This window comes from Candidatus Poribacteria bacterium, from assembly GCA_028820845.1.
Classification (GTDB): domain Bacteria; phylum Poribacteria; class WGA-4E; order WGA-4E; family WGA-3G; genus WGA-3G.
Genome location: JAPPII010000092.1, coordinates 151,239 through 176,790, shown reverse-complemented (window position 1 = coordinate 176,790; position 25,552 = coordinate 151,239). Strand labels below are relative to the sequence as shown.

The 25,552-nt window shown below is 47.5% G+C and carries 21 protein-coding genes; 3 read left to right on the top strand and 18 right to left on the bottom strand.

Annotated features, from left to right (window positions below; translation table 11 throughout):
* The first annotated feature begins 191 nt into the window (after nt 1-191).
* From OXN25_17605 to OXN25_17595, 3 genes are read left to right on the top strand one after another with little or no spacing between them, the layout of a single operon-like run.
* The gene (locus OXN25_17605) at nt 192-2,024 is read left to right on the top strand and encodes a hypothetical protein (protein MDE0426669.1); all 1,833 of its coding nucleotides are present in this window, start codon (nt 192-194) and stop codon (nt 2,022-2,024) included.
* A gap of 40 nt (nt 2,025-2,064) precedes the next feature.
* Nucleotides 2,065-3,624 (top strand): thiamine pyrophosphate-binding protein, encoded by a 1,560-nt coding sequence (locus tag OXN25_17600; GenBank protein ID MDE0426668.1) that lies wholly within the window; start codon nt 2,065-2,067, stop codon nt 3,622-3,624.
* Nucleotides 3,625-3,683: 59 nt separating this feature from the next.
* Nucleotides 3,684-4,886, top strand: a complete 1,203-nt coding sequence (locus OXN25_17595; GenBank protein ID MDE0426667.1) for a 6-phosphofructokinase — start codon at nt 3,684-3,686, stop codon at nt 4,884-4,886.
* 66 nt (nt 4,887-4,952) lie between these two features.
* On the opposite strand, the gene OXN25_17590 is transcribed toward OXN25_17595, so the two are convergent.
* The 18 genes from OXN25_17590 to OXN25_17505 form a co-directional block, all read right to left on the bottom strand.
* A complete protein-coding gene (locus tag OXN25_17590) occupies nt 4,953-8,114 on the bottom strand; it encodes a type I restriction endonuclease subunit R (protein MDE0426666.1) in 3,162 nt (1,053 codons plus the stop codon).
* Nucleotides 8,111-8,647, bottom strand: coding sequence for a hypothetical protein (locus tag OXN25_17585; protein ID MDE0426665.1), 537 nt, complete (start codon nt 8,645-8,647; stop codon nt 8,111-8,113). The genes OXN25_17590 and OXN25_17585 overlap by 4 nt, the downstream gene beginning before the upstream one ends.
* Before the next feature lie 34 nt (nt 8,648-8,681).
* A complete protein-coding gene (locus tag OXN25_17580) occupies nt 8,682-8,876 on the bottom strand; it encodes a hypothetical protein (GenBank protein MDE0426664.1) in 195 nt (64 codons plus the stop codon).
* Between the two features lie 43 nt (nt 8,877-8,919).
* Nucleotides 8,920-9,639 carry a hypothetical protein gene (locus OXN25_17575; GenBank protein ID MDE0426663.1) on the bottom strand — a complete coding sequence of 240 codons (720 nt, stop codon included), beginning with the start codon at nt 9,637-9,639 and terminating at the stop codon, nt 8,920-8,922.
* Nucleotides 9,640-9,650: 11 nt separating this feature from the next.
* Entirely contained in the window at nt 9,651-10,832 is a 1,182-nt protein-coding gene (locus OXN25_17570) for an AAA family ATPase (GenBank protein MDE0426662.1), read from the bottom strand.
* A gap of 41 nt (nt 10,833-10,873) precedes the next feature.
* Nucleotides 10,874-11,293, bottom strand: a complete 420-nt coding sequence (locus OXN25_17565) for a hypothetical protein (protein ID MDE0426661.1) — start codon at nt 11,291-11,293, stop codon at nt 10,874-10,876.
* Nucleotides 11,268-12,635 carry a restriction endonuclease subunit S gene (locus tag OXN25_17560; GenBank protein MDE0426660.1) on the bottom strand — a complete coding sequence of 456 codons (1,368 nt, stop codon included), beginning with the start codon at nt 12,633-12,635 and terminating at the stop codon, nt 11,268-11,270. Before OXN25_17560 ends, OXN25_17565 begins: the two co-directional genes overlap by 26 nt.
* Nucleotides 12,632-12,964: a UPF0175 family protein gene (locus OXN25_17555; GenBank protein MDE0426659.1), complete on the bottom strand. Its 333-nt coding sequence runs from the start codon at nt 12,962-12,964 to the stop codon at nt 12,632-12,634. The genes OXN25_17560 and OXN25_17555 overlap by 4 nt, the downstream gene beginning before the upstream one ends.
* A 115-nt stretch (nt 12,965-13,079) precedes the next feature.
* Complete coding sequence (locus OXN25_17550; protein MDE0426658.1) at nt 13,080-14,645, bottom strand: class I SAM-dependent DNA methyltransferase; 1,566 nt, start codon at nt 14,643-14,645, stop codon at nt 13,080-13,082.
* 33 nt (nt 14,646-14,678) lie between these two features.
* Entirely contained in the window at nt 14,679-15,227 is a 549-nt protein-coding gene (locus OXN25_17545) for a 2'-5' RNA ligase family protein (protein MDE0426657.1), read from the bottom strand.
* Between the two features lie 110 nt (nt 15,228-15,337).
* Nucleotides 15,338-16,141 carry an SDR family NAD(P)-dependent oxidoreductase gene (locus OXN25_17540; protein ID MDE0426656.1) on the bottom strand — a complete coding sequence of 268 codons (804 nt, stop codon included), beginning with the start codon at nt 16,139-16,141 and terminating at the stop codon, nt 15,338-15,340.
* Nucleotides 16,142-16,204: 63 nt separating this feature from the next.
* Nucleotides 16,205-16,978 carry a glucose 1-dehydrogenase gene (locus OXN25_17535; protein ID MDE0426655.1) on the bottom strand — a complete coding sequence of 258 codons (774 nt, stop codon included), beginning with the start codon at nt 16,976-16,978 and terminating at the stop codon, nt 16,205-16,207.
* Between the two features lie 11 nt (nt 16,979-16,989).
* Nucleotides 16,990-17,316 (bottom strand): XRE family transcriptional regulator, encoded by a 327-nt coding sequence (locus OXN25_17530; protein MDE0426654.1) that lies wholly within the window; start codon nt 17,314-17,316, stop codon nt 16,990-16,992.
* Nucleotides 17,309-17,665 (bottom strand): type II toxin-antitoxin system RelE/ParE family toxin, encoded by a 357-nt coding sequence (locus OXN25_17525; protein MDE0426653.1) that lies wholly within the window; start codon nt 17,663-17,665, stop codon nt 17,309-17,311. The genes OXN25_17530 and OXN25_17525 overlap by 8 nt, the downstream gene beginning before the upstream one ends.
* Nucleotides 17,666-17,802: 137 nt before the next feature.
* The gene (locus OXN25_17520) at nt 17,803-21,948 is read right to left on the bottom strand and encodes a peptidylprolyl isomerase (protein MDE0426652.1); all 4,146 of its coding nucleotides are present in this window, start codon (nt 21,946-21,948) and stop codon (nt 17,803-17,805) included.
* Between the two features lie 7 nt (nt 21,949-21,955).
* Entirely contained in the window at nt 21,956-23,260 is a 1,305-nt protein-coding gene (locus tag OXN25_17515) for a peptidylprolyl isomerase (protein MDE0426651.1), read from the bottom strand.
* Nucleotides 23,261-23,385: 125 nt separating this feature from the next.
* Nucleotides 23,386-24,417, bottom strand: coding sequence for a peptidyl-prolyl cis-trans isomerase (locus OXN25_17510; protein MDE0426650.1), 1,032 nt, complete (start codon nt 24,415-24,417; stop codon nt 23,386-23,388).
* Between the two features lie 70 nt (nt 24,418-24,487).
* Nucleotides 24,488-25,456, bottom strand: a complete 969-nt coding sequence (locus tag OXN25_17505) for a peptidyl-prolyl cis-trans isomerase (GenBank protein ID MDE0426649.1) — start codon at nt 25,454-25,456, stop codon at nt 24,488-24,490.
* Nucleotides 25,457-25,552: the final 96 nt, after the last annotated feature.

Below are 25,552 nucleotides of genomic sequence, written 5' to 3'. Positions count from 1 at the left end.
CCTTACAAAAAAGTTTTGATTGCACGAATTCATTATGTGTGCTAAACTGCTTAACGGACAAAATAGAGATATGTTCAGTGGATTCGGACTGCACCTATAGCACGCCTCGGTGTTATTGCTATAAAGTATATCACAGAATCTTTAAGAGTTGCAAATTTTTCAGGCGAACAGTAGGAGCAAAAATTGTGCAGATGGACGCTTTTAAGACAGGGAGCGTGCTATTATGGAGGCGGAAACAAGAGGCGGCGATACACCGCTCAGAATTAGATGCACTGTCACGACGCGGAGAAGGCGCGTGGATCCAGCTGCCGTCTGCTTTGTTAAAAACGCGCTACCGTTTGAACGCTATAGAATGGGTGTTCAATAATACAGGAACAGCGGCGGCAATCCAAGGGTCGCTTCGGCAATTTTCCCAGAGGCGTGAATCCGAATCCTGTCGGTACTACCTAATTGCACAACCCCACGCCGACGCGCCGTGCTATCATATCAGCGACTACGTCCAGAAATGTGTGGCAGGCGATCTCGAAATCGCTGAACGGCTTCGCGGGCGAACAGTGATTGTGCTTTATCAGACGGAAGAATCGGCAGCAGACCTTTTAAGCGACACCGGCGTTTCAGCGTTTGTAAGACATGTATTGAGGGAATATTTAGAGACTTACGGAAAGCGAGACATCATCGGTTTCAGTTGTGAATTGCCGAAGTTCCTATCGATGATGAGTGTTTTAGAAGCAGAAACGTCGTCGGTTCCGTGGAGTCCAGCACTGTTGGAAACAATAGAAGAGACAGTCGCCGATTATTTGCCGCTGGTGTTTTATGAGACTTACAACTCAGCAGCGGTTAGGAATACATTTTGGCGCGAACTCACGACCCGATTTGCGACGCGTTTCCTTGGTGGTCTGCGTGATTTCTGTCATCAAGAGAGGTTACAGTTCGCTTTAAGCCTACCAGGGACCGCTAAGACATTGGAGTTTGAATTGGGAACGATGTTAGCGGAAGTGGACTCCCCGATTCTAAACGTCACTGAAATAGATACACCCAAACGGTTCGCGGTCGCAAAATGGGTCTGTAGCAACACACAGCATGCAGGCATCGCACGCAAAGACAGTCATAAAACAGACAGGCAGACACTAACAGGAGACGCGAGTCTCGGTTTCAATCTCTGGATAAACAGAAATAGAAGCACAACAAAAAAATCAGATACCACAACACCGACGTTATCGCAACTGTTAGCAATAGGTTACCCAAAAAGACCGCTCCTGATGGTAGCACCGACGCAAAGCCTCTGGACAAAACCCGATCAGAAAGTCTGGAGTCAGGTAACAAAAGCGTGGGGGTGGCTCTGCCAAACGGTGTGGGAATTGGGATACGACTTCAGGGTTGTTTCGGAACAGGAATTGGCTTCAGCGGAGATTATAAATTCAGCGCGTATAGGAAAACGTGCCAATAGGAACTTCAGTCTCCGTTTAAATAATACCCGCATAGACGTTAAAGAGGACTATGGTATTGTTCTATTGCCGAGCTGCATATCATTGCAAGAAGAGACGGTGAAGTGTCTGAAAGCATTTACCAGAGCAAAAGGGAGATTGATCGTAGACGAACCGACACCGTACCTGCTCAACGGCAAGATAGGACTCGAACCCTATCCGCTGGAACAACTTATCTATGGACGGCGCGCAACCATTCTCCGCGGTCCCCTGAATGAGAAAGCCGTCCGACTCAAAAAATGTCTGCGTAAATGGGTGCAGTGGACCGTGTCAGTGTACGTGAAACCGGACAATACGGAGACGGATACCGTTCAGATTCACCATAGAGACGCGGAAAATTCTGAACTTTTTTATCTCTTCAACAGAGGCGATATAGCAATCGACACATTGATTGAGATACGTCGAGCGACTATGAGTGTTGTGGAGTGGGATATATTTGATGGTAGAAAGAAAAACATTGATTCTTGGGACGCTAACGGAAAGACGTATCTGAATACTACGTTTGATCCGCAGCAGGGGCGACTTTTTGAAGTTTCGTAAAATTTGAAATCGAGATTACTCACTATGAAAGGGGTTAATCATGACAGGTGGAGATCTTTTTGTTGAAGGTTTGAAGGCACAAGGTGTGAGCGTCATTTTCGGTTTACCGGGCAACCATCTCGATACCGTCTATGAATCACTGTATAACAACCAAGATAGCATCCAGCACTATGTGACACGCCATGAAGGTGGCGCATCGTTTATGGCGGACGGTTATGCGCGTGCAACAGGTGAAGTCGGGGTTTGCATGACTGTTCCGGGTCCCGGTTCCAACAATGCTTCTATCGGTATTGGCGAAGCGAACACGGCATCTTCACCCGTCCTCTGGATTACAGGTCAGAATCCATCTTACTTAGCGTCGCGCGATCCAAAGAAGAGTTTCCACGGTTTGGATCAACGCGCTGCCTTTACGCCAATGACGAAACATCTGGAAATTGTGCATCGCGTCGATCAGATTCCAGGCGCGATCAATCGGAGTTTCAGTGCACTCCGTTCAGGTAGACCGGGACCGGTGCTGGTTGAGTTGGCGAAAGATGCGTTGGATGCATCGGCAGATTTTTCAGTTCCGCCGTATAACAACGGTATCCAAACAGCAGCGAGTCCACAAGACGTAGATGCCGCTTTGGAACTACTGAATAAATCGGAGCGTCCACTGATTATCTCTGGTGGGGGTATCAATCATACGCGCGCCACTGCGGAGATGCTTGCGTTCGCACAATTGTTAGATGCCCCAATCGTGATGACGGGGTTTGGGAAAGGTTCAGTGCCGGAAGATTCACCGAATGTTATCGGTATCTTCCGTGACGGTGTTGCGCAAGCGGCGATGGAAGCATCTGACCTCCTAATTGCTGTTGGGACACGGTTCAACTATCGGGACACGGGAAACTGGAGCCTCAAGATTCCACAACCCCTGTTGCATATTGAAGCAGACACGGAAGAGATACACAAGGAATATCCGGCGACCGTCGGTATCGGTGCGAATCCCAAACTCGTTTTGCGTCAGTTGAACGCTGCGCTGCGTGATGAGAATCGGTCTGGTGGTTGGGGTGAAGGTCTACGCGAATTGCGTCGTCGATTCACCGCAATTGAACCCCCTCAGATTCTCAAGGAGATGCGCGATGTGATGCCACACGATGCAATCCTATCGGTCGATGTTAATATCACTGGCTACGGCGCACTGCAGCATTTCCCGTGTTACCATCCCGGCAGCTACATCTTTTCGGGTGTCTCTGTTGCGATGGGAATTGGATTGACGGGTGCTATTGGTGCACAGGTCGCTTATCCAGAACGGAAGGTGGTCGCACTTAGCGGTGACGGCGGTTTCTTGATGTCGTGCCCAGACCTTGCAACAGCCGTGATGTATAATCTACCCGTCGTGACGCTTGTGATGAACGACAATCAATATACCTCTATTGAACGCGGTCAACTGCGACGTTTCGGCAAACGGATTGGTGTTGAATTGGCTAATCCGGACTTCGTACAGTTCGCTGAGTCGTTCGGTGCAGTCGGTCTACGGGTTGAAGATCCGAACGATTTCAAACCCACATTTGAAAAAGCACTCGCTTTTGACAAACCCGTTCTTCTTGAAGTCGTGAAGTAGTTTTCGGTTCGCATTGCTACGCAATGCGAACCGAAAACCAAGAAAAAAGGAGTTTTAATATGCCCAAAAAGATCGGTGTTTTAACTGGGGGTGGCGATACCAGTGCACTCAACGCCACCCTGAAAGGCATCGCCTTGAAAGCCGAAGAACTCGGTTTTGAATTGGTCGGATTCATGGAAGGATGGCGCGGTGTCCTAAAAGGTGGACGCTACTTTACGTTAACCCCAGACCTGATTGATGAGAACCGAGGCGGAACACTGCTAAAAAGCTCGCGCACAAATCTGATTAAAGATAATAAGTTAGACGAAGCGGTAAGTAATCTGAAAAAGTTGGACATCAGTGGTCTTATTCCGATAGGTGGTGACGACACTTTGACGGTCGGAACCGCACTCTCAGACCAATTCACGACCACGTTTGTGACCAAAACGATTGATAACGATGTCGGTATCAATCCGCCAGAGGGTGACGCTGTTGATTATTCCAAAATGGTCAACTATTTCTGTCCCGGTTTCCCGTCGTCGGCACAGAGCGTTATCAACGCCGTCCGAGACCTACGGACGACTACCTATTCCCATGACCGTGTGATTGTTGTTGAAGCGATGGGTAGAGATGCGGGGTGGTTAACACTCTCCGCAGCTTATGGGCAGGCAGACCTTATTGTTGTCCCAGAGATCCCATATCAACCTGAGAGACTGGCGGAAGCGATTCGTGAAAAACACGCAGCACAAGGGAACGTCATTGTTGTCGTGTCGGAGGGGATTCGGAACGATGCCGGGGAATTGATGATTAGTTCTCAAGCGGAACTCGATGCTTTTGGGCATACGAAACCGGGGGGATGTTCAGAAATCATCGTTAAAGCGATGAAGAAACTGCTCCCAGAAATTCCAAGTTCAGCGTTTCGTGCGTTGATTCTCGGCTATCTCCAACGATGTGGTAGCCCGATTCCATTGGATAGGGACACTGCTATGAAAGCAGGCGCGATCGCGGTACAGGCACTCTCAGAGGGGATGTTCAACGGTGTTGCGACTATCACGCGAACAGATACCGGTATTGAGCCGACACTCTTGCCGTTAGAACAGGTGCTCAAGCGCGATGAGACGGGGCATGTGATTCGCAGGGATCTCGATCTTCGGTTCTACGACGCGGAACGGTATCAGATTTCTCCGGCGGGTGTGGGTTATTTCCGTCCGCTTTTTGGGGACCTACCGCGTCCAGACAGGACCTTAGACGACCGATTGATTGAGGTTGGCGAGATTGGGTGATACACAGACCTATTTCCGGTAGGCGAGGTTTCCTAGGGGAAACACCCAAGCAAAAACACCTCGCCTTTAATTCTCGCTATAAACGCTTTTTCCCTCGCCGTAGTAAGAATCGTAGATGTGCTGATAAACCGCCTCGGACTTCTGACCAAATAGTTCTCGTGTGTAAGGTTGCGGTAGTCCCTCATCAAGTATGCCGTTAACGGTTTCCTTGACTTCCGCTCTCGACTGGGTCCGTTTCCGCCAATCCAACTCCAATTTTTCCTGTTTGAGCGTCTCAAGCAATTTCCGTACTGCAGTCTTCACTTCGTCTCGCTCAGGGACAGTTAGATGCGGCTCCCGTCGTGTCAGCAGGTCAAATACCGCCAGTTCCTCTTCAGAGAGGTCTTCCGTACTGGAGCGTTGGTCTTCTTGATTGAGGTCACCCACAAAGTCAAAAAGCCTCTCAAAATAATCCTCAACACCAATAATTCCTGCGTTGTATTCCGCAATCATCTGTTCAAATTTCGCCTGATAATCCATGCGGCTCCTGTTGAGGCGAACCATCACAGTGAGTTTCGTGTTAATCGCGCCTCTGAGTCTCTCTGCCTCAATGCGTTTGTGTTGTGTATTGAATTGTTCGCTTAACTGCTCGAAGTCGATTTGGCTTAAATCTATCTGATTCATATCATAACTATCAGGCGGTATCTCAATACGATAGCCTTCAGGTGCGATTGATTGATCGAGTAGGGTTTCGACTTCTGTCATCACACCGGAGATGTTAGCCGGTGGTGTTAAATTCCTGATTTTCTGTGCGATGACATTGATCAGTTGGCAAATTCTGGTGAACTCGTGTGCATCGGGGTCGGGCAGAATCGCTTTGTATAGTTTAGTGGCGTTCCCTGCTAACTGTAGGTAATTCTTTTTCGTTTCATCGTTAATCAAGATGCGTTCCACCGCATCATTGATTTGGCTGATGTTTTGCAGAGCGTGATCCGTTTGGGCTTCCGCCAAGTCAACACCGAGACCTTCGCAGAATTCGGAGATTTCAGCGATCGCCTTTCTGAGTTTTTCGACCAGTTTCGACTTATCCGCGATTGGCGTTTGGTCTCCTTCAACATCGGCACCTGTGGCATAAATCGCCAACGCTTTTTCAAGGTCTCGGAAAACCCCGATGTAGTCAACAATTAAACCATTATTTTTATCGCCGAAGACGCGGTTGGCTCTGGCGATGGTCTGCATCAAGGTATGATTTCGCTGGGGCTTGTCGAGGTAGATTGTGGAACAGGAAGGAACATCGAAACCTGTAATCCACATCGCACAAACGAAGACGATTCGGAAGGGATCGTCCGCGTCTTTGAACTTGGTATCTAAATCTTCAGCGTTCATACGGCGGCGGTGGGGTTCGATATCAACGCCTCTTTCTCTAAGGTCATCAATCTCGTTTTGTCCCGGAGAAACGACAACTGCCATATCGGTTTCTTCCATGTAGTTAATTCTTTCCTCTAAGAAGATCCGTTCGCTACCCGTCTGTGTGGCTATCTTCGATTTTAGACGCTTAATGTGCCGCTTCCAATGTTTCTGAACCTTGTCGAACATCTTAACGGCAGTGGCTTTGTCAATTGAGATGACCATTGCTTTACCTTGGTAACCCCTGCCCATAAAGTGCTCAACAATATCTTCAGCGATGGTTTCTAAGCGTTCCTCTCGTGTGATGAGATGATACTCTCTGGCGAATTCGTGTTCAAGCCTCGCCTCTTGTGCCTCATCAAGCTCGGCTTCGTCAAGAATCTGTTCGATATCTGCGTTAAAGTCTTCGTTCATCAAGTGTAGGGTCGGCACACGGTTTTCATAATAGAGTGGAACGGTTGCACCGTCAACGATAGATTGATTAAAGTTGTAAACACTCACATAATCACCGAATACGGATTTCGTCTTTTCTTCGCCAGTCATGAGGGGCGTACCGGTAAATGCGACAAATGCGGCGTTGGGAAGCGCAGTACGCATGTTCAAGGCGAGTGTATCGTATTGACTGCGATGTGCCTCATCAGTGATGACAACGATGTCTGACCGCTCCGAAAGAACAGGGTGCCTTTCGCTACCTTGCGTCTGGAACTTGTGAATGAGGGTAAAGATATAGCGATGGTCTTCACTTAAGAGTTGGCGGAGATGGACGACACTCTCTGCATGTACCTCCTGCTGGGTCAAGACACCGACTGTACTGGCGAAGGTTTTATAGATTTGGTCGTCCAATTCCTTACGATCAGTTACAACAACGAATGTCCAGTTTCCCGGCACTTTCCTCAAGACTTTCTGTGCAAAGAGGAGCATTGAGATGCTTTTCCCACTACCTTGCGTATGCCAGAACACACCGAGTTTGCCGTGATTGTCTTCAATTTGCTTCAAAGCACCAACAGTCCTGTTGACACCGAGGTATTGATGGTTTTTGGCGAGAATTTTGATTAATCCACCCTGCACCTCCATAAACAGGATAAAGTTCTCGACAATATCAAGCAGTCGTTCGGGTGTGCAGAGGGCATGTAGGATTGTCTGTAAAGAGACGTTAGGTGGTTCATCTTCACTGTGAATTCGCTTCCACTCGGCAAAGTGTTCCCAACTGGCAGTGAGGCTTCCGACCTTGCTCTGTGTGCCGTTAGAGAGGAGAATAAAGGTGTTGTACCAAAAGAGATGTGGGATGGTCCTTTTGTAGTCTCGGAGGTTATCGTTGTAGGCAGCGTAGAGGTCCACATCAATCCGTTTGAACTCCATAAGGATGAGTGGAATTCCGTTGACGAAACAGACGATATCTGGCCGTCTGGTGTACATCTCTCCAGTAATCGTGAATTGGGATGCAGCAAAGAAATCGTTATTTTTCGGATTTTCCCAGTCAATGACCCGAAGTACTTCAACAGTTTCGCCTTCGCCGTTTGGATCGGTGACGGCAACCTTCACACCGTCTTTGAGGAGGCTGTAAATCTCGCGATTCGCTTCGACAGGATCCAAAAGTGCGCGGGATTGAGTGAGTTCCTCGACTGCCTCGTTAATGGCATCTTGGGTTGCATTGGGGTTAAGTTTTTGTAATGCGGGCTGGAGTCGGGAGGCGAGGATAACTTCGGCTTTGGTGTGTCTACCGAGTGAGCTACCATCCTGTTGGTTAAATTCGCTGTGGCAGTTGCGTGTTTCCCATCCTATTTCGGCAAGAATTGCAAGGGTAGGTTGTTCTATGAGTTCATCTTCGCTGTAAGGGTTCATCCACGCCTCACCTCTGCAAGTGCTTCCTCAAAATGACGTATCACTTCCTCCTCTGGTATATCGGCAAAAGCATTGTGGAAGGGTGCTATGGCCCTATTCCATTCTTCCCGAAACCGTTTGCGCGCACTCTCAACCTCAGCGCGCAAATGTGAAACGATATTCTGCCACTGTGCCGGTACGGTGGATTCTGATTCTTGAAGATCGGAGAAGGAAAAGACTTTGTCGGAAAAATTGCAATCTGTGACAACCTGTCTGAGTTGATTCACAAGCGATTTTGACGCTTGCTGTCGTTGCGAATCGGGGTCAATGACGAAAACAATATAGTTGTCTTGCTTGAGGTAGTGCTGAATTGCCTTCCGGAGACTGCCCCTTAGCGGTACGCCTTTTCTGTGGCACTTGCGAAGTGCACTTCTGCCAGCTGTGCGGATAGCGAGATATTCAAGCTGCCTAAATCTCAAGAATTCGTTTTCCAAAAATTTGACTGCTTCGGCCTTGCAGTCCGATTGTAAATTCCAGACTCTTACGCTTAGCATGCCGCTCTCCCCAATGGTAGTGGATCATAAACCATTACAAGCCGCACTCACGATCCTCATGAATAAGGTCATCAATGAAATTCATGAGTTCATCTTCAGTCATTTTATCAAAATTCAACCCTCGCGAGGTACATAGTTTCCGAAATTGGATGTAAGCATACTCTCTAAGGGATATTTGCTGGGTTTCTACTTCCACGGCATCAGTTGCTAATTCAGTCGTCACATTCATTTTATTTTCCTCACTCTCCAAAGAATTGACATGTGTATTCAATTTACTTACTTGCTTGTGTGAGCACATTTCCAAGATCCCTGAGAGAATTGTTACGTCGTAATGTTTCTTGGTTGATGATTATGTGTTTAGCCATATCAGGGGACATTCTTTCATGATACCGATCGCGGCGGACATTCCTTTGAGGCATATTCGGATTGAGTGCAAGCAGGACCTGCTCAGAAAACTTTTCCAAATACTCTTTGGGACCGTTGCCTCCTACTACCGTTTCAACAACGTGTTCCGTATTGCCCTTCTGATAGTGCCTGAGCAGTCGTATGAAGGATTGGTTTGCCGATACTTTATCACGGCAATTATTTCTATATTGTGCGCGCCGACTAGCAAAATAACAGAAAATACCGAGACAGTCAATCAACAACCACGCTTCAAGTTCATGAACAGCTGGAGCGAAAAATGCCTTACCAGCAAAACTTTGATCTCCAATGATTCGTTTAATTTGATTAATCAGCGAATTTGGCTCTTGTCTTCGCTGGTGCATGGACATTGAACTGTCGCTGTCAATGACAAAAATGATATAGTCATCCTTCTTAAGGTATTGCTGGATTGTCCGTCTTAGTCTGTCGCCCAAAGATTGCCCTTTTTTATTATACATCAGGAATTCCGTGCCGCCAGCTGTGTGAATAGATAGATTCCCGAGTTGCAAATGTGTCACCAACTTACTAACCAAATGCCTGACAACTTTGGCATCATTGGTTGATTCCAATGTCCATATCCTTACTCGCGGCATGCAGATTGATCCTCCATCATGTCTTGAAGAATCTCATTATGAAAGATTGCACTGCCAATCCCAAAGTCCGCGAGCCACCCATTCAGTGATTCATCACTCCCACGCTGATCCTCAAGGTTAATTACTTCTGTGCCTATTCCGGGCTGATTATGTAAGAACAAAACACCGAGAAAATTCGTTAACTTATCAAAACTAAACGCATCAAGGAGCTGCGAACTATGAGTTGTAATAATCACTTGTGTCCGTTCAGCAAGTTGCTCAAGGACACCAGCAATATTCGCCAATGCACCCGGATGCAGATTTCTCTCCGGTTCTTCGATAGCAACGAGTGGCGGTAATTCTGGTTGATTGAGCAAGGTATAATATGCCACGAGTCGTAATGTGCCATCGGATGCCATCTTCAAAGGCACTGGATTCTCGTAACCTTCTAAAAGGTATAATTGGTTATCGCCGTTAATTGTACGACAATCAATACCTATATTCATACTATCTGCCAGAGATTCACTAACGCTGCGAAAACCCTCTGGCATATTTTCGTGCCAATCCGAGAGCACCGCCGGTAATCTAAAACCATAACTATCCAACTTTGGAGATTCAGAAACATCTTTTATATCAGATGAAAATATAGCGAGACTATCTCGGATGACATCTGGTCGAAAGTTATAAAATTTCCATTCTTTAACAAACTCTGTTAGGGCACCCGTGATAGGTTTGTTTCCATAAGCACCCGCGGACTGCAAAGCGAGTTTATTAGATGTATATTTCGTTTCATTTTCGCTATCTTCATCACGAACTACGCCTTGTCCGCTCTGAATTGCTATAACCTTTACATCATTAATCGATAATTGTTCAGAAACAAACGGATTATTAGGGTCTGCCGTGAATTCCAGTTGGTAAGTAGTAAGGGTGGTTTCTACCGCTGCATGTAATTGGAAAGTGATGTGACTTGCTCCTCCGGCCCAAAGGCGATCTTTGACGAATTCAACTGGCGGGAGATTATCAGCAGTCATCATAGTTCGAAGCAGACTCAACGCATGTAAGACATTTGACTTTCCGCTTGCATTCGCTCCAACAAGAACTGTCAGTGGTTTTAGCGAAAGTTCAACATCCTGCAAACTCAAAAAATTTTTTATATAAATTTTTTCCAAGAACGCTTTTTGTTCAGACATAATTATTTACCTCTACTTATTTGTTAAATCTTCAGAGTCTCTCAGTTTTCAAGGTTCAAAAGATCATGCGTAAACTCATCAATGTTTGATGCGCGGGCGGCGACGCGGTGTAACTGATCCAGACGTTGTAGATCGTCAATGGCAGCAAGAAAAGGCTTGAGTTTCTCCGCGACATCAGTCTGAAATCGGACCTCCAGTACTGTGAGTATCGCTTCAACAGCGTGCTGTTTTTTGCCTTGTTCAATACCTTGCTCAATACCTTGTTCTATGCCTTGTTCGATACCTTTCTCAGTGAAGTATTGGATGATAGAAGATTCTTGCACGATTTCCTCCGATATTATATCGCGAATGGTTCGCGAGTCGTGTGCTAACCCACCGAGAAAAGTTTTTTCCCAATCGCCTTTCTGTAAATTATACACCGTCGCGTTGTATCTGTCAATTGCTTTTGGGATCAGTCTCAATATCAAGTTTGGATACGTCAATCTCGCCAGAGATGAGTTTGGGGAGGAGGAGGTCGCGGGTTTGTTGAAGGTTAACGTTTTTAAGGTTTAAGGCAACGATGTTGTTAAAATTTGGTTCAATCATCTGGTTAAATTTTTCCAACACACTCTGTGGAGGCGAAATGACAGGAATTCTGTTTAAGTTCTGCTGGTTAATCTTTGGCTGTGCGGTGCCTGTAACATGGCCCGAAATAACTACATTAGACATAAACAAGTAAAGGAAGTTTGTTGAGATTGGTGCTTTCCCTTGAACAACGTGCGTATGATTGTTTACCCAGAATTTACCGGTTACTAATTGTAGCACAGGTTTTCCGTGTTCAGTAACAACGCTACCATCTTCTCCAATCAATAAATACCTTCCATCAAATAGATAATCATTAATATGGTCCAAAACTTTAGCAGCACCATAATATGGATATTCCCCTTGCATTGTTGACCTTACTTTTCCTGATAACGGTTTACGCTGGCGATCAAAGTTAAGAGAGACTTCGCCGAAATTCTTAACCTTCCACCCTTCCGGTATCGGACCCAACGGCGATTCCACCATCGGCACATCCGCATGTCCGGGAAATAGGAAGTGGACGAACCATTCTCGGTAAAGGGTCTGTGCCATGTCTTCAAGGATTTTGATACGGCGGGTGTTGTTTTCGATGAGGTCGTCGTAGGCGGAGAGGATAGCGGCGATTTTGCGTTGGGTTGAGAGAGGCAGCAGCGGAATTAGAATATTTTCAACCGAGGATAAAATAGCGCGCTGTCGTCCTGAAGCACCCGTCATACTCTTTACTGCAGGATCCCGAATTGTAGGGCTCAGAGCCAGATAGAAAATATACGTTGGATCTGACACATTGGGCTTGCCACGAAAGACGAAGAACTCTGTAGATCCAAAACAGGGTTGATTACCGGTATTTTTGAGTCTGACGATTTTTCCATTTTCTAAACACGGTGTAATGCGGGCAAAAAGCGTGTCTCCAGCTTGGAATCGTGAGCCGCCACCTTTGTAAGTACGTTGTTTTTCAGGGAAAACAAAAGCGTTGCCAGGGCTAACATCAGCCATTTCAACATAAGGATATTCTCTGCCTTTTTCCAATTGGATGCGTGGATTAATCTCAACGAAATCACCAAAACGAATTGTATCTCTCATGATGTCTTTTTGTTTCTGGATGTTTAGCGTGACTTGAAATTTCACTTCGTGGGTTTCATCCCAATAATCAGCAAGGCTATGTGTGTCCCAAAATTTTCCGATCTCCTCTGGAGTAGCCTCGGGAGGTGGCATTGGATCTCGCTTTTTATTTTTTATTTTCATAGTTCGTGCGATCTTCTCTTATCCCTTTTTGATTTGTGGAGGCGTTTGATGGGGGCAATCCGCGTTTTCAGTGTTTCTGCTGAATCCACTTCAACAATTTTCAAAATACCTTTTGCTGCCAAAGCCTCTTCAAACTCAAAACGATGGATGCCAGCCAACTCAGCAGCTCTCCCGAGCGTTACCTGATCTTCTTGATAGAGCAAAATCGCGGCATCAAGTTGTGATTCCTTTTCAAGGGATTCACGGAGTCGCTCGCGCTCAATTTTCGGTAGTTTTTGTATTAGTGGCAATAGTTTTTCGAGAGTTATCGGTTCAGAAATTTGAATCATTTCAACCTGCTCCTCTAAGTGTTTATTCCCGATTTACTTCATAAAAAAATAAAGCCAGATCGCAGACACATTGCACAGCCTAACAGGCTATGCTACATAGTGGCAACTTAGGTTATTATACCGTATCCTCCAGAATCTTTACAACATTTTCAGCGATGCGTTCTTCGAGTTGATGTGCTTCCGCGTTCAGAACTGCTAATTCCTCATTGAGTTCTGTAAACCGCTCGGTGAAGTCAAAATCGTCTGCGCGCTGTTCGGCAACACCGACATAACGTCCAGGGTTGAGACTCCACCCTTGTGCTTCAATTTCGGCAACCGTGGAGACCTTACAAAGTCCGGGAACATCAATGTATGCTGCATCAGGGAATTTCGTCGTGAGGAAATCTGCACTGTCGTGTCGGTTTTCAGGGGATTCACTCCGATAAAGTCTGACAATATTAGACAGGAATTCGAGTTGCTTGGGTGTGAACTGCCGATGGGCGCGACTCACCTGTTGATAGAGGTGTCGCGCATCAATAAATAGCACTTTATCGTGTCTATCGGTATGGCGTTTAGATTTGTCGAAAAACCAGAGGGTACAGGGCAAGGTGACCGTATAAAAGAAGTTTGAGGCGATGCTAACAATGATATCGACTGCACCGGATTCGATAATTTGACGGCGGATGTCGAGTTCAGAGGCGCGGGCATCGGCGGCGGAGTTTGCCATGACAAAGCCTGCCCGTCCAGACTCGGAAAGCGAGCTATAGAATAACTGAATCCAGACGTAATTGGCGTTATCGACACGAGGCATGCCGAAAGGGAACCGAGGATCGTCTTTGATGCGTTCCCTATCCACGCGATCGACATTGAAAGGCGGATTTGCCATGACGAAATCGAACCTATCCAAACAGTTATGTGGATCTTCGTAGTAACTATTTGCCTGTTTGACATCACCTTCAAGCGCATGGACAGCGAGGTTCATCTTACACAATCGAATCGTTTCGGCGACGCGCTCTACCCCGTGAATACTGATTTGTCCTTGCTTTCCGTTTTGCTGATGGTTGCGGATGAACGCTGCACTCTGGACGAACATGCCACCGGAACCGCATGCGGGATCGAGAATACGACCGTGAAAGGGTTGGATAACCTCAACGATAAGTTTCACGAGGGAGGTAGGCGTGAAGAATTCACCCCCGCGCTGTCCTTCGCTCATGGCGAAATTGCCGAGAAAGTACTCGTAGACTTTTCCGAAGGCATCTCCCTCAATATCCATGGGAATCTGTTCCATGATGCGTAGGAGTTCAAGGAGTGTACTTTTTTCAAGGCGATTGTAAGTCTTAGGCAGGACTCCGTTGACCTGCGGATTTTCTGCTTCAATTGCCTTCATCGCGTCAGTGATCGCTTGTCCGATGTTTTCACTCTCCGGCAGATTGAGGAGGTATTGAAATCGTGCGGTATCGGGTAGGTAAAATGCGCCGCGCGCTTGATACTGCGTTCGCGGATCCGTTCTACTTCGCTTACCCGCAGCGGTTTCGCTGCCAATCGCTTGTGCGACTTGTGTGAATTTATGATCGGCGTATCTCAAAAAGATTAGCCCAAGTACGGGTGTAGAGTATTCTGAGGCGCGGAGGCGTGAATTGGCTCTGAGTTCATCGGCGGCACTCCAGAGCCGATTTTCGATCTCGGCGAGGTTAGCGTCCATGATATTTCCTTATTAATAAAATTTTTGCTTTCATTAGGCGTTTCCTATTTGAAAGGGGAATTGCTCGGCAACGACGAATCGGTCATTCGTCTCTGGCGAGCGGTAGATAAGGCTAAGAGATACTATTTCACACCGTATCGGTTGCCATTCTGTCTGGAGTCGGTGTTGTTCACTCTCAAGGGATCGGTGTTGGAATTGCCCAACGGAGAGGTGTGGGTGGAATCCGCCTGCGAACCGTGCCGTGTCATCGTAGTTAGGCAGATGCTGTAGGAGTGTGTCGTGTAACCGCACGATTTCATCTGCCGGTTCAGGAACGAGGAACATCGTACACGATCTGCGATGTTTGAAAGCGTCAAAACGTTTCAGTTGAAGAGAAAAGGGTATTATCTGCTGTGCGGCTTTTGCGAGTGCAGCGGTAACATCTCTGAAATCGCGGCGTTCAGCGAACGGATAGAGCAGCGTTATGTGTGGCATCCATCGCACGAAGTTTCGGTCGTGGACTCTGCGGATGGCTTGGATCGGTGGTTGTGCGGATTCTGGCGGGATTAGGACAACGGCGGTTGTGTGGGTTTTGCTTGGCATATTTTAGTTGTCGGTTATCGGTTAACGGTTGATTGTCAGAAAGGCTCGGTGCGGTTGGAAACCGCACCTACCAGTCACGAAAGTGAACACACGCTTCCATTGGATATAGATCAATCTCTGCTAACAGACATTCCCCAACGCCCGCCGTCAACGTGTATTGTCTGCCCTGTGATATAGGAAGCGTCGTCACTGAGGAGAAAGGTGATGGCTGATGCTATCTCTTCGGGGCCACAGCGGCGTTTCATGATGCAGGACCTGATAGGTGTCTCCTCTAACTCCTTTTTCCGAGCCGCGGGGTCGGATGCTCTCCCGAAGTGCATCTCTGTGACAACCCAACCGGGTGCAACGGCGTTAACTCGAATCCCGTATTCGACGAATTCGTACGCCATCGTTTTCGTGGCAGAGACCCATGCGGACTTAATGGCATCGTAGACCCATCCGCCGGGTCTGCCGAGGTAGCCGCCCTCTGATGAGAGGTTGACAATCGCGCCACCTTCCTGTTTTAAGAGGGGTAATAGGTGCTGCGTGATCATTACCCACCCTCGAAGACCGATAGACGTTTCGGGGCCCCACGTTTGTTGCCACGTGCCATCTTCAATTGCGCCACCACCCGCGATAGCGGCATTATTGACGAGGCTATGGAGTGCGGAAAATTTTTCTGAGACGACTTGTGCTGCTGCGATGACACTTTCATCATCAGCGAGATCCACTTCTACAAAGAGTGCCTTCCCGCCTGCTTCTTGGATTTCCGAGACAACCTTGTTTGCCATATCTGCGTTGATGTCAGCGATGATAACGTGTGCCCCTTCGGCTGCCAGACGATTTGCCGTTGCTCTGCCGATGCCAGAAGCACCGCCTGTTATTAAAGCGACTTTATCTGTAAAACGGATTGTTCCCCATGGGTTTGCTTGCATCTGTTGTTACTCCTGGTCAATTTTTTAAAGTACTGTTTCAAAGTCACAAACTAACGGTTTATCCTACACACCAGCGGCGAATCCACCATCCACGAGGAGGGAGGCACCCGTGACCCACTCGGCATCGTCGGAGGCGAGGAACACAGCGGCGCGTCCGATGTCTCTCGGCAGCCCGAAACGTGGCAAAGCGGTTTTCTCCAATGCCTCTTCAATTTGTTCGGGGGTGAGGTAGTCCTGAATGGCTGTTTCAATATATCCCGGACAGATGGCGTTGACAGTTATACCGAATTGACCGATTTCTAATGCTGTATCTCGAACCATGTTGACGACAGCCGCTTTCGCCGGTGCATACGCAGGTCCCGCACCGCCGCCGTAGGCATGGACAGAGGCGATCTGGATAATCCTTCCAAATTTTGACCGCTTTAGATGAGGGAGTGCGAGTTTCGTTGCGACGAAGATGCCGCGGAGGTTTACACTGACGACTTTGTCCCAGTCGGCGATGGAGATCTCTTGCGCGCCACCGGGAATGTGGATACCGGCGTTGTTGACGAGGACATCGAGCCCTCCGAAGTGTTCGACAGTCTGCTGGATTAAGTCCGCAATTTGCGATGCGTCAGAGACATCGGTCTGGACGAATATTCCTTGCGCACCGAGTTTCTCAATTTCTTCAACGGTTGGTGTTGTGGTATCGGTTTCGTGGTACTTGCCCCGAAGCGGTGTCTCTTGCTTATCGGCGATGACGATCCGCGCACCTTCACGGGCATATTCGAGGGCGATGCCGCGTCCGATGCCTGAACTTCCGCCGGTTATGATAGCGATCCGATCCTTAAGTACCATGAAGCTTTTCCTTAAGTTGCAACGACTCGTAGGTACCCGATTTTCTCGTCGGAAGGTGTGATGCGAATCTCCACGTTTCGATTCAACTGACTGAGGATTGTAAATAGTTTATCAACGTTAAAATCAAAATCCCCATTTTGTATTCGGGATACGTCGGATGGATCAAGTCCAAAGTGTGTTGATGCCTTTGCAGGAGTCAACTCAAGTTCCTCAAAAAGTTGATAGATTTTAATCACAAGATCCACCCGTAACTGCTCACGTTCAGCTTCTTCTTTCGAGAAACCGATGTCTAAGAATACGTTTCCAGAACTCTCCTCAATTTTGATTTCTTCACTCATTTTTTTCCTCCATCTCTTGCGCTACCTTCAGACGTTGTTTAATTAAGTCAATTTCCTTTTTCGGGGTCCTAACACCACGAGTAGATTTCTTTTGAAATGCATGAAGCACATAGATGCTCTTGCCAATTCTAATAGCATAAACGGCACGGTAGGTGTTCGTATCATAACGAGCCGTAATTTCTAATACACCAGAACCCACTCCTCGTAAAGGTTTGGCATTAATGTGCTTAAGTCTGGATTGAGCAGCATTTAACGCTTGTCCTACTATTCTTCTTACAGGCTTGGGGAAACGCTGCACCTGTTCACGGGAATCTCCAATCCATTTCACATCTCTCATGATTTCATTCAAAACCTCACTCCGCTGATATTATACTGTATCCTCCAAAATCCTTGCAACACTTTCTGAGATGCATTCGGGCGATTCGATTTAGGTTTTTTGTCGGTTACACAGGCACAGACTAACAGTCTATGCTACAAAAAGAAAAATTAGAAATATGACCTACCGAGCGAGCTCCCGGTACCGAAGGCGTTGTAAGGCATGCCTGCAGGTACGGTGCGGACACCCCAAGTTTCAGTTGTAGCGTCATAGCCGACCCCCATTGAAATCGCAGGTTCCTGAATTAGACTAACTTGGAATGTGAAATCTTGGCGGACGTTGTTGTAGACCGAGTCTTGTCGCTTGATACCAATCCGGTTCCATGAGATGCGGAGATTCCAGTCGTGAAGATTCCGAGTCATCGTAATGCGCTGAGAATAAAACTGCCGCTCAATCGGATAGTAGATGAGACTGATATCAAATTCAAGGTTTCGACTGAGGCGGTAGCGTCCGGTAGCAGTGATTGCCCGGGACGCTTGCCTTGAAGTGTGGCGTTTACTAAAGGAGTTCCCAAGGCTCACGTTCCACGTCTGTCGCGTATAGCGGATATTAGAACGGAAACCGACCATTTTGAAAATTTGTCCGTCAACCGGATGCGGATTCGGATCGTGGGTGAACCGAACGGTAACATTTAGGTTTCGACTCGGGAGAGGTACAAATGTAAGATCACTCTCAACAGGTGTGTATTTACGCTTATATAACGGGTCAAATTCAGTGAAATCAGCGGTAAGCCGTGTATCATAATAGAAAACACGATGCGCCGATTGGCTCCGTCGGGTTTTAATCTCAAAACTTGTGCTGAAGTTATAGGAAAGCATCTTCCGCTCAAAGAAATAGGTACTCGGTCCGAACGGATAGAGACTTTCGTCCTCATCAACAGGCGGCTGATAATCAAATCGGAGCGAGGATTGTATCTCGTGCCGCAATTTCCGCAATCCGGGGATGTAACTGACATCAAAGATACGGAAGAGTGTATTCGTCGCGGTTGCATTGATACTGTAAACACCGCGTATAATGTTCCTATTTTGGCTTTGATCCCGGTCGTGCCAAATCGCGTTTGTGTTAAGATAGAGACTCAGCTGGAGTTCACGGAGCGGTGTAATCAGAAGCGTTGATTGCTTTCGGACATCGAATCCGAGATCCATTGTCTGTAGGTACACATCCCGCTCCTCACCGCCCTTACCACGATAAACCTCTCTAAAGAAATTTCCAAGTTCAACATCCAGGTCAAGACTCGTACTGTCCAGTGTGGGAACTGTAAACATTGAGAGAAACGGTGTTTCCGTTTTGAATTTCTCAGCAATGGATACCATACCATCGTTGAGGGTTTCAAAGAGTGGGAATGCATTCACACGCATTCGTGAGAAGTTCAAAGTGAGTTGTGGGAGTTTTTGCAATGAGTTTGTACCCTCACCCGTGAAATCGTGAATGTGGCGGACTTCAACCCTACCTGTGAAGTCCCCAATAGTTTCTCGTGAAAACCTGAGATTCCCGTTCTCATCAAGATCGTCTCGACTGGAGGCAGAGAAGGCGGTACCGTAGGTGAGTATGCCGAAAGAGTTGAGCGTCGATTCACCCGGAAGTTGCAAATCCTCTTTATAATTAAGGGCGCGTAACTCTGTCCTACCGTTAAAGCTGATGGGGCGTCTGCCGGCTTCTCGGCTGTCCCACGGGGTAAAGAACGATTGGGTATGTGCCCATCGCATAATCCAGCTTCTACCAATCCGAGTAGCGTTCTGTCGTTCATAAGAGTAGCGATCCGCGCCGTAGAAGTAGATATCCCCTCGATACGCCCGCTTTCTATCGACTTTGATAAGACGGAAGGATCTCCGTGTTCTAATCGGGCGACGGCTATGTTCGCCAGCGTACAAGCTCTGCGCTTCCGAGGCGACAGCACTTGGGTCTTCCCACCTTCCGCGAAAGTCGTGTTGCCTGTAGACTCCCTCTTCCGTGTCTTCTTCTTCCGTTTCTTCGTCTGAGTCGACTACATCTTCGTCTTCTGTCTCACCGTCTTGATCGCCTTCCGGTTCAATCGCTTCAGCGTCTTGGCTTTCTTCTTGGTCGCCTTCCGGTTCAATTGCCTCCGTCTCTTGACTTTCCTCTTGAGACTCCATTTCTTGGAGGTCTTCCGGTTCAGTCGTTTCAGCATCTTGGATTTCTTCTTCTGCATCGCTGGTTTCAATTTCTTCTGTCGGTTCTGGAACTGTAGGTGGCACATCCGTCCCTTCTACATCCATTTCATCGGTCTTTTGTGTCTCTGGGGCATCTCCATTTTCTTCGCTGCCCTCTGGTACTGGATTCATTATGCCTTCGTAAAAAGTCTCCCATTCCGCCTCGAATTCTTCAGCGAGTGCCTCAAAAGTAGGTGTTTCCTCTTTTTCAATTAATTGGAAGATGTAAAATCCTTCTGGCGTAGAAACAGGACGACGCTCTGTAACATCACCCGGGTTTTCCATACGCCTAACAGAATATTGCCAAGCGGTATCCATCTCATTTAGCAGCATCCCTTTGCCTTCATTAATTTCGGAAAGCGTCGCTTGGATATAGTCAGAGAGAACATCGGCGCGTTGTAGGAGTTGTTCAAAGGATTCACCCTCATGTGCCTGTTGTAGGAGATCGTCAGCTAATTCCCGGAGCATCGCTTCGGTATCATCGCTTGCAGTAATATTGATGTCGATGCGGCGAAGTCTGACTTCACGCTCGCCATAAACGTCAATCACGCGATCGGCTTTGAGAATATGAAAAGCGGACTCCGTCTGTATAATCGAACTCACTTCGCCTTCTTGTAGTGCAAAGGCGGCTGCCTCCAAAGCGGGATCGAGTTTTGGATTTCCATCTTCATCCGTTTCGCCGGGAACGAGGAACCCTATATCGCCGCCCTCATAACGGGTGTCAGAGTGGTCAGAGTTGCTTTGTGCGAGTTGGGCAAAGTCCGTGCCTTCTTCTAAAGCCTGCGTTCGGACTTCCTCGGCACTCTCTTTCGCGCGGGCGATATCCTCATCCGTAATCTTATATTCAAGGAATAGTTGCCTCAGCCAATAACGATCATATTCACCGTCAAGTCGTTCTTGTAACTCGTTCGCCTTCTCTTCCAATTTGGTGCGTTGGTTCGGCGTTGCATCCTCCGGAATAGCGATATGTATCTCTTTATACTTTGTATCACGAAAACGATACTTTCCCTCAAACCCGTAACCTTGTCCTCGCCGCGCGCTTCTGTCATAAAGGAGTGCGGCATCGTAGCGTCTTTTACGAACAAGGGGTTGGATAATGCTGAGGTAGGGTCCTTGGTAGCTGTCGGTTCCGACTTTGACGATAATCTTGGCAATTTTCCCTTTGCGTAAGTCGCGACGGATGGCTGGAAAGTAGAACAAGGGAAATCCGCCGATGCGCAGGACGATGTTCTTGGCAATCAGTTCCTGATTCATTCGGACAATCACTTCAGAGACACTGAAATAGTAGTGTGGATGTTCCAGAGAACAGGTCGTCAGGGTCGCGCCACGGACATAAGATTTATCTTCCTCTATTTTAAAGATTTCGCTACCGCCAAAATACCAAGGATCGCTATAAGTAAATCCATTTCTGGCGATTCCCTTTTTGGTTTCAAGGTTAAAGACGAGTTCATCGGAATAGGTTTCTTCGTCGCCGACCTTAAGGTGAACGTTTCCAGAAGCACGCATCAGATTTTCATCAAAGTCAGCCCAGACATGATCAGCACGCAGGATGACATCTTCAAATTTGACGAGGGCGTTGCCGTGAATTTGAACAAAATTCTCCACCATCGACACACTGTCACCATCACCAATCACCATGCCTTCCTCAGGAACGTCGGTTTCTGGATTCAAACGTTCAGAGGCAGTTTCGCCTTCCGCTTCCGTCTCATCCGTTGCATCGGGAGGCTGTTCCGCATCAGTCGGCGTTTCGTCTGTGGCATCAGGGGGTTGTTCCGCATCAGTCGGTGCTTCATCTGCGGTATCAGGGGGCTGTTCTCCATCAGTAGGCGTTTCGTCTGGAGTGTCAGGTGTCTGTTCCCCATCAGTCGGTATTTGTTCCTGTGGCGGGGCATCTTGGGCGATAAGCATCTGTGGAGGACAGAAGAGATAGGCAATAACCAAAACACCTATGCCTATAACCGCAATTGAAGCGGCTTCTGCAAAAATAGAACGACGGCGCGATACAGCGTTTCCTGTACCTACGCGTTTCTTGTTGGAGCATCGGTGTTGGTGATAGGTAGGCAGATCGGGGTGGCTTTTTCTCACGTATCTCTTACTCTTTCAATTTGATCTGGATGTAAGCGTTCGAGATGAGGTTGTCGGTGTATACGTCCCACTCTTCTTGAAAACGCTGTTGACGGAGTATCGCAGTAATCTGTTGTTTCTCGGCTTCAGTGAGGTCCGGGGTATTTCGCGCATCGACTTTGAAGATGTGAACGCCAGACTCAGTTTCATGTGGATTGCTGTAAGTCCCTGCTGCGAGCGGTTCAATGATTGTACGGGTTTTAGGGTTGAGTTCAGTTAGGGATCTAACTCCGAGGTCGCCACCGTTTGCTCGCGTCTCAGTGTCGTCGGAATAAGTTGTGGCGAGTGTGCTAAAATCTTCTCCATCTTCCAATTTTTTGAAAATCTCGACACTTCGCTCGCGTGCCACTTGCATCGCTTCGGCACTAATTTCGAGAGGCACAATGAGATAGCGAAACGCAATCATTTTATCGTCTTTTGTTTCGACTTTAAAAAGGTAAAGTCCTTCATTCCCTTCAATCGATTCACTCAGCTCACCGGCTGCTAAATTCGTCAAGACGTTCTGAAATACCTCTGGAAATCTGTTGAGTTCTTCAGTTGTGGCTTCGATAAGGATACCCGCTTGTGAAGTCGTATTCTGCTTTGAGGTATAGCGTTTTGCAATCTCTTCAAAATTAGAACCCGCTGCCAAGATTTCTTCGCGCGCTTTTCCAGCCTTCTCATAAGCGGCATTGCGGTCAATTTCGGTTGGTTCATAAGCGATAAAGATATGCCGTAAATGGACTTTATCCGCCTTAACCGGCAATTGATCCTGATTTTCCTCAAAGAACTTTCGGATCTCGCTGTCTCGTACCTGCAACCGCGGGACAATTCTGCCCATAACAAGTTTTTCGGCTTTAAGGTTCCGTTCTGCCTGTTCACGAAAAGCGACGACTGTCATGCCTTCTCTATTTAACTGTTTTTTAAATTCCTCGTCGGTTTCAATCTGGTATCTATTTTTAAATTCTCGGACGTACTGCTCCACTTCAGCATCGCTGACAGTGAGTTGCAATGTTAACGCCGCCTCCAGAAGTAGCATCTGACGGATAAGACGATCAAGGAGTTCACTTCGTTGTCGTTCAGCCTCGTTGCGGGCTTCGCGTTCGCTGAAACGGTAGACCTGCTGGAGTTCAATTGCGCGCTGGTTCACTAAAACATCCAACTCTCGCTTGGTTACGATGTCGTCATTGACATAAGCGACGATTTTGTCGAAAGTACGAGCCGTCGCGTTTGTAAGTCCACTGGTAAGGAGTAGCAGACAGATGGTTAGATAGGCACCTACATGGCGCATCATGTCCATACCTCCTATTTAGGCAATAAGGGTTCTTGGTTAATGGTTATTAGTTAAGAATCTGTCCTCACAAGGGACCCTCTTAACCAACAACCAACAACTATAAACTAACAACCGTTCGCTAATCGCTATTCTTCGGGTTGCGCCTCAGCAGGGGCTTCCTCTGCTTCGGGTTGATCCTCAGTTGGTTCCTCTTCAGCGGGTGCCTCTGGAATGCGATCAGTGTAAGTTTTAACTTCAGCGCGCTCGCGGAGTTGGAGGATCCATTCATCCATAAGTGCCTGCCGCTTTTCACGCTCGACCTTCCGCTCTACATTTCTACGAACATCCTCTTCCTCAAAAGGCTTCTGATACGCATCACGCGCCTCATCTTTACGGAAGATCATGTAATATTTCTGTCCTTGGACATCAACTTCGATAACGCCATCATGCAGTGTTCCGATTTCTGCGGCGAAAGCTGCATCTAAGAAAGGCTCCGTTCCAGCGGGGAAAGATTCCCGACTAATATAGTCAGTGTCGCCCGGACTCGCTGGATTCGCACCGGGACCGACGAGTTCACCCTTATCCGAAAGTTCCTGAGCGAGTTCAGCGATGTCGCTGCCCTCTTGGATTTGGGCGTAAGTTTCATCTGCCCGCACTTTATCGGTCATAGTGATACACATAAGCCTAACCTGTGCTGGACGGACATAGTCTTCCTTATGCGACTCGTAGTAACCGAGATAGTCCTGCTCAGTCAAAGTGAGTTTATCGTCAACTTCCTGAGTGGTAATCCGCTTAACCATCAACTCGTGAAGATAGTCTTGGACTTTCTTGAGAATTTCGGGGTCTTCATTGAGTTTTTGGTCGCGAGCGAGGTTGAGAATCAAGCGACTTTCCGCCATGAGGAGCATATAGGTTTCGAGTCCCTCTTTGTCCTGATATTGGCGTTGCTTGTACTCAGGGAGCTCGCTAATCTCCTGCTGCATCTCTTCCAAGGTGATATGCTGTTTACCGTTCCATTCAAATTCCGCGATGACAGTACCATCTGCCCCGATTGCTTTGTCACTACAACCGTAAAAAACCGGGTGTATAGCAATCATCGCAAGTAAAAATAGAGGGATAACCGGAAGTCGGACCTGGCTATCCATTTTGCCGATAAAGGGGATAATTCTTGTGAGCATTATTTCTTCTAACTCCTTTTTTCCACTTAGTGCTATGACTAAGGGGTTGTTTCCACAAAATGGGAATAGGCTATTCGTCTGACTCCTCAGTCTCCGCTTCCTCAGGTTGCGGCGGTTCTGGGATATTTTCAGGATAGGTTTTCAATTTACCTTTTTCAGAGATCTCGGCGACCCATTCATTGATGCGGGCGCGTTTCTTTTCACGCTCAACCGTCCGTTTGATGTCATCTTTCACTTCCTCGAATTCCTGCTGCCGTTCTGGCTGGTGCTCCTCTTTACGGAAAATGAGGTAAAAGACCGCATCGTTAACTTCGGTTTCAAAGACGGCATCCGTCCGTTCGCCAACTTCCATCTCGAAAACAGCGTCAATGAATTCTGACCAACGCGCGGAAGCACCCTTCGAGAAGAGATAGGTATTTCCCGGATCATCCTGATTCGTGCCGGGTCCAGCACCAAGTTTGCCAGCTTCAGAGAGCTCCTTCGCCATCTCAACGATGTCTTTACCGGCTTTAATGGCATCGAGTGTCTCATAAGCAAAGTCTTCGTCATCAAGTGTGATACAGATTGCGCGGACTTTTGCTTCCTCAACGTACTCGCTGAGATTTGCCTGATAATGTGCCATGAGATCCTCGTCGGTATGGACGATTTTGGCATCGACTTCAGCCTCGGTTAATTTTTCCACCATGAGTTGATGCGTGTAATCCTCAAGTTTCTTGAGGTGTTCAGGAAGTATATCAAATCCGTCATCTGTCGCACGAAGGATTTTGAGCCGTTCCTCTATTAATTCCTCAAGATACTCGGCTTTATCCGCTCTGTTGTCATAGTTCTGCTGCCGGTAGACCGGCAATTCTGCAATCGCGGCGTTCAAATCTGCCAGCGAGATCTGATAAGTTTTGTCGTTCCATTTGTACTCTGCCAAAATCACTTGGTTTTCGTCGAGAGCAGGCATAGATTCCTCATGCCCGTCAGACTGAACAAATCGCCACGTGAGTAGACAGGTCACAGCGACAATTACAAAAACAGTAATCGTTTTTTTCATATTTTTAATGTTCCTTGCGGTTCGGTCAGGTCGGTTTAGGGAATACAGTACTTTTCCGTATATCCAGCCTGCCCGTTGGTTAGGCTTACGCGCTTT